The following is an 11,818-nucleotide window of genomic DNA, read 5'->3' as shown; positions in this document are numbered from 1 at the left end:
CGGGCTAGGGGGGATTCGGGGTTCCCGCCAGCTACCCGGGATTGATCCCGCGAATCCGCGAGGCGATATCCGCTGCATACAGATCGGTCATGCCGGCAATGAAGTCGATGACGCGCATATAGCTGCTATACAAATCCCAGTCCTGACGCGGGGCGTTATTGCCCATCAGGTCGAGGATGCGTTCGTGCTTGAAGCTCAGGTGAGCGCCGGTGTGCAGTTCGTTGACCGCGCCGCAGAAGGCGTCCAGCAGGGTTTCAAGGGTGCTGTAGGCGCCGATCTCATGCAGTGTCTTGCGCTTGTCCTGGAATATCTTCTTACGGGCAATGTCTTTGGCTTCCAATACGCAGTGGCGGGCCTTGGCGGGCATGTGTTCAACCAGATCGCCACGCAGTTTGCCGGCGAGTAGGGCCGGTTGCTGATCGACGAAGGCTTCGGCCGCTGCGTTGACCAGATGCTCAATGGCCTTGCCACGCAGTATCGCCAGCTTGCGCCGGGTGGAATCCTGCGGCCCAAGCAGACGGTAGGTCTCGGGCAGGTCATCGCCGACCAGATCCAGCAGCAGACGCTCGACTTCGGGATAGGCCAGCAGCTCCATTTCCAGCCCGTCTTCCAGATCAATCAACGCGTAACAGATGTCGTCTGCCGCCTCGACCAGATAGACCAGAGGGTGCCGGGCCCAGCTGTGTTCGTCCTGGATTGGCAACCCTAGTTTGTCGGCAATCTGTTCGAGTAGAGCGAACTCGCTCTGATAGCAACCGAACTTCTGTTTCTTGTAGCCAGGGCTGTCGGCGTAGCGCGAGGTCCAAGGGTACTTGAGATAGGCGCCGAGGGTGGCATAGGTCAGACGCATGCCGCCTTCGAACTGGTGATACTCCAGCTGCGTCAGCACCCGGAAGCCCTGGGCATTGCCCTCGAAATTCAGGAAATCCAGTTTCTGCGCATCGGTCAGAGGATCCAGCCAGCCCTGTGCGGCGGCCTGATGGAACCAGTGTCGGATGGCATCTTCTCCGGAATGTCCATAGGGTGGGTTACCGATATCGTGCGCCAGACAGGCAGCCTGCACGATCACGCCGATGTCGGCTGGTTCACACCATTCGGGCAATTCGCCGCGCAGCATTTCCGCCACGCGCATGCCGAGCGAGCGACCAACACAGCCGACCTCCAGGCTGTGGGTCAGCCGGGTGTGGATATGGTCATTGCTGGATACCGGATGGACCTGGGTCTTCTTGCCTAGCCGGCGAAAGGCGCCGGAAAAGATGACCCGATCATGGTCCTTGTGAAAGGGCGTGCGCCCGAGTTCCTCAGAGCTGGCAACCGGTTTGCCGAGACGTTCCCGGCACAGCAGTGTTTCCCAATCCATTCCGTTCTCCCCGTATTTGCCCGGAGTATGTGACATGCCTGCGGCACTGCCAAGCGTCGGCGGAGATTTAGCGCGCCCGCTTTCCGGAGTAGACTAGTGGGCTTTGGCATAATCCCCGGGACCCTCATGACCTCAGCGCTGACTATTACTCTGTACGGCACCACCGCGTGCCACTTGTGTGAAGCTGCGGCCGCGCTACTGCGACCCTTTGCAGGCAATGGTGTGCGGGTAAACGAGGTGGATATCACGGAGGCGGCGGCGCTCATGGATCGCTACCAGCTGCGTATTCCGGTGCTCAAGCGAGAGGATACCGGCGAGGAGCTGGATTGGCCGGTCAGCTTCGAACAGCTGATGCTGTGGTTGTCCGACGTGATTGGCGAGGAGCACTGAGACATGGCACAGCGGGTAATGGATTTCTGGAAACGCAAGACACTTGCGCAGATGGATCAGCAGGAATGGGAGTCACTGTGTGACGGCTGCGGATTGTGTTGTCTGCAGAAGCTGGAAGATGAAGACGACCCCGCAGCAATCTATTACACGCGCGTCGCCTGCAAGTTGCTCGATCTGGATAGCTGCCAATGCAGTGACTATGCGAACCGGCGTAAGCAGGTGCCTGATTGCATTCAACTGACCCCTGAGGATGCGCAGGGTTTTAGCTGGTTGCCGCCCACCTGTGCCTATCGTCTGGTAGCCGATGGTGAGGATCTGCCGCCGTGGCATCATCTGGTGTCGGGTGACGCTCAGGCGGTACACAAGGTAGGTATTTCCCGGGCGGGTCGCATGCTTGCTGAAAACGCAGTGGATGAGGACGACTGGGAAGATCACATCATCTTTCGGGTGGGCTAGGGCTAGGCACCAGCGGTGCCCAGCGCTGGCCGCGTTTACTGACTGATCTGCAGTTCACGCAGCTTGGTGTACAGGTAACGCACCTGGTCATACTCGAAGGGGCTATCCAGTGCACCGTAGCGGAAGGGCGTCCGGTAGCGCAGATTGACTGCCTGCAGGCCATAGGTCCACTTGTGCTCGTTCATGTGCTCTCGGTTGTTGAGGAACCCGGCCTCGTCCTGAATGACCCAATCGCCCACCCGGCCGGTGCCATCGCGCAGGGAAGAAGGCCCAAGGAAAGGGATAATCAGGTAGGGGCCAGGCGGCACGCCGTAACTGCCAAGTGTCTGACCGAAGTCCTCCGATTCCTGCGGCAACCCCATGGCCTTGGCTACGTCAAAAATGCCCAGCACGCCCAAAGTGGTGTTAAGCAGCAGCCGTGAAGTGGTTCGCATACTCTTGTGCACCTGGCGCTGCACGATGCTGTTTGCCAAATTAGACACGTCTCCCAAATTGCTGAAAACGTTTGAAACGCCCGTGCGCACGAAGCGCGGTGTGGCCCATACATACCCGCGAACAACCGGCAGGTAGACGTATTCATCGAAGCGCGCATTGAAGCGATAGACCCGGCGGTTGAATCCTTCGATAGGGTCGTGCACCTTCAGCGCGCGCAGGCTTGACCGCTCAAACTGGTATTCGGTGGCTTCGCGGTTTATCTCCAGGCTGTCCAGGGGATCACGGTATTGCGGTGCTTCGTCAGGCTGAGCATGAACACCGGTGGTGGCCAGCAGGGCGAACACGCCTGCAGCGGCGAACTTATTCATTAGGGGTGCCCTCCACGAAGGAAAGAATGCGCGCCACGACGTCCTTGTGCTGCAAATTGCCACCATGACCGCCACGTGGATACAGGAATGCCCGTTCGCCGAATAGCTGCACAAGGTATTGATAATCCTCGCCTGTGAGAATGAAGTCGTCAGCGTTGGTCACCACGGCAATGTCGGGGTTGTCCCGCAAATATGAATCGATACTTCGCAGACTGGTTTCTTCGGCCATTTGGCTGATGGACTGGTCAGCGTTGCGCGTCTGCCAGTCAGGGTACAGCTGCGTCTCGATATAGCATTTAAAGTTACAGAACAACGCCTGGCGCAGATACGGCGTCAGGGACGTGCTGACCTTAAGCTGCTGGTCAACCGGAACATACACGCCGCCCCGGGTGATCACGTCGGACATGAAGCTGAGATCAGCCGCCGCGAAGCGGAATACCGCGCCGATCAGCATGGCCAGCTCGGCATCGGTCAAAGCCTCATCCGATGCCTGTATGTCGGCAAAGAGCCCCGCCTGGACATCGATGCTGCCGCGCTGGGCGTAGTAACGAGAAAGCTTGTTGAAAATATGTTCGTAGAAACTGTCGGTGCCATCGACACCTTTCACTCGGGTGTAGGGCAGGGCATCCAGGCGTGTGATCGATGTGTAGAGGTCGACCGGTGGATTGAGTAAAACGATACGCGAGAAATCGAATTGGCCAAGCTGCTGATCCAGCTCGCCAACAAAGGCGGCGTTAAGGGCGCCCAGGCTGAAGCCGGCCATATGGTATTCGGTGATCTCGATGCCCTTTGTTTCCTGGGCTTCTTCCACAGCCATGGACATGGCTGAATGCAGATCACGCGCGTCACGCCTGCCCAGCCCCGGAAGCCCGGAACGTGACGCGGCGGCGATGAAGTCATGGTTGGACGGCGACGACAGCACAATGACATGCATGCCGGCCTGCCAGAACACGCGCTTCAGATAATCCATGCGCGCCGTATCAAAACCGGAACCGGTTCCTGCGATGAGAAACATCAAGGGCGCAGGCTGGTCCTGCCAGGCAAGCCGGAAATCCAGTTCGTCAAATCCCGACAGCACCGGTGGGAGCTTACGGTCAGGCAGCACCCGAATGGACAGATCGTCCTGTTGGACATCGAATTCCGAAGGGACCGGTGCTACTTGCTCCAGCGGTGTGCTGGCGATGGTTGCCATGAAGGCATTTTCTTCACTGTAACTGAAGTTGTCAGCCTGGGCGGTGTAACTCCCCAACAGCGTAAAGCTCAAAGTCGCGGTTGCTATGATTCGTTTCATATCTTCTTCCGGTTGAATGCGCCGACTATAACCCGAACGAGGCCCTCAAATGCGTCCTCCTTCGGTTAAGGTCTGCTAGCGTTTCGGCACGTGGTTACGAAACGCCACCAGATATGTGGCACAACCGTATGGTGATCAGGCATGCATCGGCTGATTGGCCCCCTCCCTACGCAGCAGCTTGCGATACTCAATCCGCTGCCAGAGCCGCTCGTGGAAGTAATAGGCAACAGTATTTACCGCTGGTTCCACCAGAGCAACCGCACCGCCCAGCAACCAATTACCGGTCATGGCGTAGACCACGCAAAACGCGATGGTGAAGTGCATTAACGCAAAGGTAATTGTCTTGGCCACGGGACACCTCGATATTAATAAGAATCATTCTTGATGAGGCGATACTAGGGGCTCAGGCATGAACAAGCAAAAAGAAAACGCTAATGGGGGTGATTGGGTTCCCTAATCGCACGGGGAAGGTCGTCCTGGCTGCCGGCAGGCACATACGCTAAATAAGGCAGGAAACAAAAAAGCGGAAGGGAAGGCCCTTCCGCCAGTGTCATTCGAAGTCGTAATCGGTCAATTGCTTCTGCAGCCGGCGCTCCTCAAGATAATTGTCGATCAAACGTCGCTTGGTCAGACTTGCCTTGGAGTTTGGCGCTGAGTCAGTCTCAGGCGCTTCTTCCTCTTCAACAAAATCGTCATCATCCAGTTCCACTTCGCCTTTCGTTTTGGCCATGACTCGACTCCACTATGAAGATGCCATTTGCGCACCTTATAGCGGCTGGTTGCGATCAGCGGAAATAGAATTTTTCAATCAGGATGCCCGGGATTTGCAATACGCCGTCAATCCTCGGTCTTGAACTTGTATTCGCACAGGTCTTCAATGCGGCAACTACCGCACAGTGGCTTGCGTGCCTTGCACACGTAGCGGCCGTGCAGGATCAGCCAATGATGCGCGTCGACCAGAAATTCCTTCGGCACGTGCTTGAGCAGCTGCTTCTCAACTTCTACTACATTCTTGCCCGGCGCAATGCGGGTTCGGTTGCTGACCCTGAATATATGCGTATCGACCGCCATTTCCGGATGCCCAAACGCGGTGTTCAGCACCACGTTGGCCGTCTTGCGGCCGACTCCAGGCAGGGCTTCCAGTGCGGCGCGGTCTTCGGGTACTACACCGCCATGCAGCTCGATCAGCATCTTGCAGGCCGCGATCACATTACGCGCCTTGGTATTGAAGAGGCCGATAGTCTTGATGTATTCCGAAAGGCCCTCCACGCCGAGCGCGTAGATGGCCTCAGGTGTGTTGGCGACAGGGAATAGCTTGGCGGTCGCCTTGTTCACGCCGACATCGGTAGCCTGGGCGGACAAGGTCACCGCCACCAGAAGCTCGAACGGTGAGTTGAAGTTCAGCTCGGTAGTGGGGTTTGGATTGTCTTCGCGCAGCCGCCGGAAAATCTCATAGCGTTTAGCTTTGTTCATCTAGCTGATGCTACCCGTTACCCGCACGCGCTTGCCGCCTGCTGCAGGTTTGGCTGCACGCGCTGCGGCGCGTTCCTTGACGCTGGCGTCGATCACATTCTTCAACGCAATCAGCAGACCCATGAAGATAAAGGCCCCCGGCGGCAGAATAACGAACAGCACTTCCTTGTAGTCAGGGAACACCACAATGCGCCAATCCGCAGCGAACTCCCCCAGCAGCAGATCCATGCCGCTGAACAGGGTGCCGTAGCCGATCAGTTCGCGTAGCGATCCCAGCACCAGCAGGACCAGAGCAAAGCCGAGTCCCATCATGAAGCCGTCGACAAGTGAGGGCAGCACGGGATGTTTCGCCGCATACGCATCAGCGCGGCCAAGGATGACGCAGTTGGTCACGATCAGCGGAATGAATATGCCGAGAATCTGGTACAGCTCATAGGTGAAGGCCTGCATCAGCAATTCGACGCAGGTCGTCAGAGCGGCAATGATCATAACGAAAGCCGGTAGCCGCACAGCATCGGTCACCGCGCTGCGGATAATCGACACGGCGAGGTTCGAGCCGGTCAGTACCAGAATGGTGGCAATGCCCAGGCCCAGCGCATTGACTGCGGTGCTACTGACGCCAAGCAGCGGGCACAGACCCAACAATTGAACCAGCCCGGGATTGTTGTGCCACAAGCCATCAGCGGTGATATCGGAAAACTTGGTGCTAGCCATTGGCGGGCTCCTGGTTGGGCAGTTCGAGCAGGCTGCCACGGTTTTCGTCGAAATACTGCAGCGCACGGTATACGGCCTGGACCACTGCACGCGGCGTGATGGTGGCCCCGGTGAACTGGTCAAAGGCGCCGCCGTCCTTGCGCACGCCCCAGTCTTCCGGCATCGGCATTGTCAGGCTCTTGCCGTCAAAGCTGAGAACCCACCGACTCTTTGACAATTCAACCTTGTCGCCGAGGCCAGGGGTTTCGCGGTGGTTGAGTACCCGTACGCCAGCCAGTTCGCCGTTAGCGCGTATGCCGACCAACAGGCTGATGCGTCCGCTGTAACCGTCGGGTGCAATCACCGGCAGGATGACTGCGACGACTTCTCCGTCCTGCCGGCCGCGATAGGCTTCAGAGGGGCGGAGCAGGTTCAGCAATTCACGATCATCCACCACAAAGGTGTCGTTGAGCATGTCGTTGTCATGCTGTTCGTCGGGCAGGATTTCCGTGAGCGCGCTCAGTTGCACGCGGCGGATTTCTTCGGCGATACGCTCGGCGGTACTCTGCTGCGTGACGGCGATAAGCCCGACGGTGACCATCGCAAAAATGCCCAGGATGATGCTATTGCGTGCAACCGAACGACCGGCTGTTGCGGGGTTTTCCATGTCAGTCCACCTTGCCCATGCCGCGCTCGGCCTTGCGATGGCCATAGGTCCGCGGAGTGGTGTAGTAATCGATGGTGGGAGCGGTGAGGTTCATCAGCAGCACTGCAAAGGCGATCGCGTCCGGATACCCGCCCCAGGCGCGGATGACATACACCAGCACGCCGACACCCGCGCCGAATACCACTCGGCCCAGATTGCTGGTGGCGCCGGACACCGGATCGGTAACGATGAAGAAAGCCCCGAGCATGGTCGCGCCGCTGAGCAGATGAAACAGCGGTGAGCCATTGGAATCAGACCCGCTGCCCCCCCAGAAAAGCAGGCTCATGATCACTAGCGCCGCGAGCATGCCGAGCGGCGCATGCCAAGTAAAAATACGCTTGTAGATCAACAAGATACCGCCTGCCAGATAGGCCAGGTTGATCCATTCCCAGACATTCCCGCCCAGCGCGCCGAATACCGGTTGGCTCGCGGCCAACTCGTCCATCGTCAGCCCGCTGTTGTTCTTGAGCAGATCAAGGGGGGTGGCGTGCGTCCAGCCATCGATGGCCTGCGCGGAAAATCCAAACACCTGGCGCAGCGCATCCAGCAGCCCAAGGGTGGCCGATAGGTCCGGAACGCTCTGTTCGATGCCGCGCCAGGCCGGCCAGGCCGTCATCTCCACCGGAAAGGAGATCAACACCACCGCGTAACCGAGCATGGCCGGATTGAATGGGTTTTGCCCCAGTCCGCCATAGAGCTGTTTGCCGAAAACGATAGCGAAACTGGCGGCGATGACCACCAGCCACCAGGGCGACATCGGCGGCAACGCCAGAGCCAGCAACCAGGCGGTGACCAGCGCGCTGCCGTCAGAGACGAAAAACGACACCGGCCGTTTGCGTATCTTCAGGATGAGTGCTTCGGTACCCAGCGCCACGGCACTTGCCAGCAAAATGTTGATCAGCGTGCCGAAGCCAAAGAACCAGGTCATGGCCAGCACGCCGGGCAGGGTAGCGCCAACTACCCAGAGCATTATGTTCTGGGTCCGATTATTGCCGCGGGCATGGGGTGAGGTCATACGAACCAGCGCCATCAGTCGGTCTCCTTGCTGGCCATATGGTCGGCCAGGGCCTTGGCGGCCTTGTTCAGCGCTTCTTTGCTACGATCCAGTTCGGCTTGTGCTGCGCTGGTATCGCCGTCGGTGTCCTGCGCCTGCTTCAGCGCCTGCTCGGCCTTTTTGAAGGCTGCCTTGGCCATGGCCAGCTCGGTCTTGCGCTCGCGGGTGGTTTCGTCGATGGGCGTTTTCTCGACCCGCTGACGTTCCGGCGTAGGCTGCACAGTGTTTGCTTCAGCCGCCTCCAGCGTGCGCAGGGCGTCCGTCAGTACGTCCCGGCAGCGCTCTACCTCCTGTTGCAAGGCGGAATCGTCGATGTGGTCTGCCAGCGCGCGCTCGGCTTTCTTCAGACCGGCCTTGGCCATCGCCGCATCGAGCTTGGCCTGTTTCAGATTCTCATCGATGGGCTTTTTGGCGGCGACGTCCTTGGGCAGGCGCGCCTCGGCGGCAGCGACCTGCTCGCGCAGGGCATAGATTTCCTTTTCCTGTTCTTCGGTTGGCGCATCCCCCGCTGCACGTTCGGCCTTTTTCAGGCTGGCGCGCAGCATGGCGGCTTCAATCTTGAGTCGTTTGGTTTCATCGCCCGCCGCCGCAGCGGGCGCCGGAGTGGTTTGCACCGAGGCTTCACCAAGGCTGGCGTCGAAGCGTTGCTGGGCTTCGCGCCAGGCTTGTTCAAGCACCGGCACCTGCGCCTTCAGTTCTTCGTTGTCCGGGTTGGCTGCTACCTGCTTCTGCGCCTTCTTCAGCGCCATCTGCGCCGTAGCGGCGGCGATTTTAAGCTGTTTCTGCTCGGCGTTCAGGCCTGCTGGCTTCTGCGCCGTGACCCGGGCAACGTCCGGCTCGGCGGGGGCCGGCGTGCCAGGCGCGGCTGCCCCGGCCTCCTTGGCCGCTTTCATGCGGGCAGCCTTTTCAGCGCGGGCCTTGCGGTCTGCTTCCTTCTGTTCGGCTTCATGTTGCAGACGCTGTTGGCGCTGCTCGAAGCGCTGTTTGGAGTGTTCAGCCTTGTGATGTTGCAGTTCCAGCGCACGAATTTCGGATTTGGCTGCACGGTAATACTGCACCAGCGGAATGCTGCTGGGGCACACGTAGGAACAGCAGCCGCATTCGATGCAATCGAACAGATTCAGGCGTTGAAGCTGGTCATATTCCTTGCCGAGGGCAAACCAGTGCAACTGTTGCGGCAGCAGCATCGCCGGACAGGCCTCGGAGCAAAGCCCACAGCGGATGCAGGGTTGTGCTACCGGCGGCGGGGGCAGCTCTTCGAGCGTGCCGGCCAGCAGGCAGTTGCTGGTCTTGATGATGGGGGCATCCATGCTCTGCAGCGTAAAGCCCATCATAGGCCCGCCCATGACCAGTCGATACAAGCGATCCGGTTGTAGCCCAGCAAACTCGAGCAGATCGCGGATGGGCGTACCAATCAGCGCCTCGACATTGGTGGGACGTGTCAGAGCTTCGCCGGTCAGGGTGGTAATGCGCTTGATCAATGGCTGACCAAGGATCACTGCATCGTGGATCGCGAGCAAGGTGCCGATATTCTGGCAGACCATGCCGATATCCGCGGGCAGACCGCCGCTGGGGACTTCTCGGCCGGTCAGGATCTGGATCAATTGTTTTTCGCCACCCGAGGGGTACTTGGTGGGGAAGGGCACGATCTGCATCTCGCGATCGCCCACCGCTTCACGCATCGCGGCAATGGCCTCGGGCTTGTTATCCTCGATCCCGATCAGTACTTCGCCGGGGCGCAGGATGTGCATGAGGATTTCGATACCGGCGACGATCTCTGCCGCCTTGTAACGCATCGCCGTATCATCGGCAGTGATGTAGGGCTCGCATTCGGTGCCGTTGATGATCAGCGAATGCAGCTTCTGTTCCGGACGCGCATTGAGTTTGACCGCGGTCGGAAATCCCGCACCGCCGAGACCACTGACGCCCGCCAGTCGAATGGTTTCCAGCAGCGGCGCAGCATCCAGTGCCTTGAAATCCTCGATCGGTTCAAGGTCTGTCCAGACGTCCTGGCCATCGCTTTCCAGTGTTATCGCCCATTCTTCAAGGCCGGAGGCATGTGGGTAGGGCGCAGGCCCGATGGCACTGATGGTGCCGGAAGTCGGTGCATGCAGCGGGCAACTGACCAGCCCGTTGGCTTCGGCCAGCAACTGCCCCTTGAGGACTTTGTCGCCGACACTCACGACGGGTTCGGCTCGCGCGCCGATATGCTGCTGCAGCGGCAGTATCAGCCGTGGGGGCAGTGGCGCGATTTCCAACCCGTGCGCCGTGGACTGATGCTTGTTTTCCGGCGGATGAATGCCGCCGGGAATGTCCCAGATCTTGATGGGCGTGGCGTGGCTCATGCTGCGCCTCGCTGGGCGTCGGTGGCGATCAGGGTTTTGCCAGGCAAGGGATAATCCCACTTCCAGTTCTGCGGTGTAGTCGGTAGCGGCAGCATGTCGATGCAATCCACTGGACAGGGTTCGACGCACAGATCGCAGCCGGTACATTCGTCGACGATGACGGTATGCATCTGCTTGGCGGCGCCGAGGATGGCATCGACCGGGCAGGCCTGAATGCACTTGGTGCAGCCGATACACTCGGCTTCGCGGATGTAGGCGACGGTACGCGGCTTTTCTTCACCATGTTCGGCGTCGAGCGGTAGCGGTTCGACGTCCAGCAGGTCGGCCAGCGCCTGGATCGTCGATTCGCCACCCGGCGGGCATTTATTGATGGGCTCGCCGCCATTGGCTATCGATTCGGCGTAGGGCTTGCAGCCAGGGTGCCCGCACTGGCCGCATTGCGTCTGGGGCAGCAGCGCGTTGATCTGATCGACGATAGGATCGCCTTCAATCTTGAAGCGGATTGCGGCATAGCCCAGGATCGCGCCGAAGATCAGCGCCAGGCCAAGCAGTACCAGGATGGCAGTAATGACGATACCCATGCTTACAACCTTATGAGTCCGGTAAAGCCCATGAACGCGAGTGACATCAGGCCGGCGGTGATCATGCCGATGGCCGCTCCGCGAAAGGGCGCTGGGACGTCCGCAATGGCGATGCGCTCACGCAAACCGGCGAACAGAATCAGCACCATGGAAAAACCAATCGCCGCGCCAAGGCCGTAAAACGCGGACTTCATGAAGGTCTGCTCGGCGCGGTTGGTGTTCAGCAGCGCAACGCCCAGCACGGCGCAGTTGGTGGTAATCAGCGGGAGAAAAATGCCCAGCACCCGGTACAGCAGGGGGCTGGTCTTGTGCACCACCATTTCGGTGAATTGCACGACCACGGCAATCACCAGGATGAAGGAGATGGTTCGCAGAAACTCGAGCTCGAAGGGCACCAGAATGTACTGGAAGGTCAGATAGCTGAGGATCGACGCCAGCGTCAGCACGAAGGTCGTCGCCATCGACATGCCGATCGCGGTTTCCAGCTTGCCGGACACGCCCATGAACGGACAGAGCCCGAGAAACTGCACCAGAACGAAGTTGTTGACCAGTATGGTACTGACCAGGATCAGGGCAAATTCCGTCATATTACCCAACCGTGTTGGAGTCGCTGTGTCTGCGTGCGAGCGGCATTATCAGTCGCCTGTCTCGGACACGCTGTAAATA

At 59.3% G+C, this 11,818-nt stretch carries 14 protein-coding genes; 2 read left to right on the top strand and 12 right to left on the bottom strand.

Annotation, left to right across the window (positions count from 1 at the left end; all coding sequences use genetic code 11):
- Positions 1–31: 31 nt before the first annotated feature.
- Positions 32–1,360, bottom strand: coding sequence for a deoxyguanosinetriphosphate triphosphohydrolase (locus FHK95_RS07175; RefSeq protein WP_150303906.1), 1,329 nt, complete (start codon positions 1,358–1,360; stop codon positions 32–34).
- Positions 1,361–1,486: 126 nt separating this feature from the next.
- On the opposite strand from FHK95_RS07175, the gene FHK95_RS07170 reads away from it, so the two are divergent.
- A complete protein-coding gene (locus FHK95_RS07170; RefSeq protein WP_150303905.1) occupies positions 1,487–1,750 on the top strand; it encodes a glutaredoxin family protein in 264 nt (87 codons plus the stop codon).
- Positions 1,751–1,753: 3 nt separating this feature from the next.
- Complete coding sequence (locus FHK95_RS07165) at positions 1,754–2,206, top strand: YcgN family cysteine cluster protein (protein WP_150303904.1); 453 nt, start codon at positions 1,754–1,756, stop codon at positions 2,204–2,206.
- A 35-nt stretch (positions 2,207–2,241) separates the two neighbouring features.
- Here the strand turns inward: FHK95_RS07165 and FHK95_RS07160 are convergent, their stop codons facing one another.
- The 11 genes from FHK95_RS07160 to rsxA form a co-directional block, all read right to left on the bottom strand.
- Complete coding sequence (locus FHK95_RS07160) at positions 2,242–3,009, bottom strand: MlaA family lipoprotein (protein ID WP_150303903.1); 768 nt, start codon at positions 3,007–3,009, stop codon at positions 2,242–2,244.
- Complete coding sequence (locus FHK95_RS07155) at positions 3,002–4,300, bottom strand: alpha/beta fold hydrolase family protein (RefSeq protein WP_150303902.1); 1,299 nt, start codon at positions 4,298–4,300, stop codon at positions 3,002–3,004. Before FHK95_RS07155 ends, FHK95_RS07160 begins: the two co-directional genes overlap by 8 nt.
- A gap of 135 nt (positions 4,301–4,435) precedes the next feature.
- Positions 4,436–4,651, bottom strand: a complete 216-nt coding sequence (locus tag FHK95_RS07150) for a DUF2061 domain-containing protein (protein WP_150303901.1) — start codon at positions 4,649–4,651, stop codon at positions 4,436–4,438.
- A 199-nt stretch (positions 4,652–4,850) separates the two neighbouring features.
- Positions 4,851–5,030, bottom strand: coding sequence for a PA3496 family putative envelope integrity protein (locus tag FHK95_RS07145; RefSeq protein ID WP_150303900.1), 180 nt, complete (start codon positions 5,028–5,030; stop codon positions 4,851–4,853).
- Positions 5,031–5,137: 107 nt separating this feature from the next.
- The gene (nth, locus tag FHK95_RS07140) at positions 5,138–5,773 is read right to left on the bottom strand and encodes an endonuclease III (protein ID WP_150303899.1); all 636 of its coding nucleotides are present in this window, start codon (positions 5,771–5,773) and stop codon (positions 5,138–5,140) included.
- On the bottom strand, positions 5,774–6,487 hold the full coding sequence (locus FHK95_RS07135; protein WP_150303898.1) for an electron transport complex subunit E: 714 nt from the start codon (positions 6,485–6,487) through the stop codon (positions 5,774–5,776). It abuts the gene before it with no gap.
- Positions 6,480–7,133: an electron transport complex subunit RsxG gene (gene rsxG / locus FHK95_RS07130; RefSeq protein WP_150303897.1), complete on the bottom strand. Its 654-nt coding sequence runs from the start codon at positions 7,131–7,133 to the stop codon at positions 6,480–6,482. Before rsxG ends, FHK95_RS07135 begins: the two co-directional genes overlap by 8 nt.
- Position 7,134: 1 nt before the next feature.
- Positions 7,135–8,202 carry an electron transport complex subunit RsxD gene (gene rsxD / locus FHK95_RS07125; RefSeq protein WP_150303896.1) on the bottom strand — a complete coding sequence of 356 codons (1,068 nt, stop codon included), beginning with the start codon at positions 8,200–8,202 and terminating at the stop codon, positions 7,135–7,137.
- Positions 8,202–10,571 (bottom strand): electron transport complex subunit RsxC, encoded by a 2,370-nt coding sequence (gene rsxC / locus FHK95_RS07120; protein WP_150303895.1) that lies wholly within the window; start codon positions 10,569–10,571, stop codon positions 8,202–8,204. Before rsxC ends, rsxD begins: the two co-directional genes overlap by 1 nt.
- Entirely contained in the window at positions 10,568–11,152 is a 585-nt protein-coding gene (gene rsxB, locus FHK95_RS07115; RefSeq protein WP_150303894.1) for an electron transport complex subunit RsxB, read from the bottom strand. Before rsxB ends, rsxC begins: the two co-directional genes overlap by 4 nt.
- A gap of 2 nt (positions 11,153–11,154) precedes the next feature.
- Entirely contained in the window at positions 11,155–11,739 is a 585-nt protein-coding gene (gene rsxA / locus FHK95_RS07110) for an electron transport complex subunit RsxA (RefSeq protein WP_150303893.1), read from the bottom strand.
- Between the last annotated feature and the right edge of the window lie 79 nt (positions 11,740–11,818).

Source organism: Pseudomonas saliphila (genome assembly GCF_008638345.1).
Lineage (GTDB): Bacteria > Pseudomonadota > Gammaproteobacteria > Pseudomonadales > Pseudomonadaceae > Halopseudomonas > Halopseudomonas saliphila.
The sequence above is the reverse complement of the archived record's forward strand: the minus strand, read 5'-3'. Positions and strand labels throughout refer to the sequence as shown.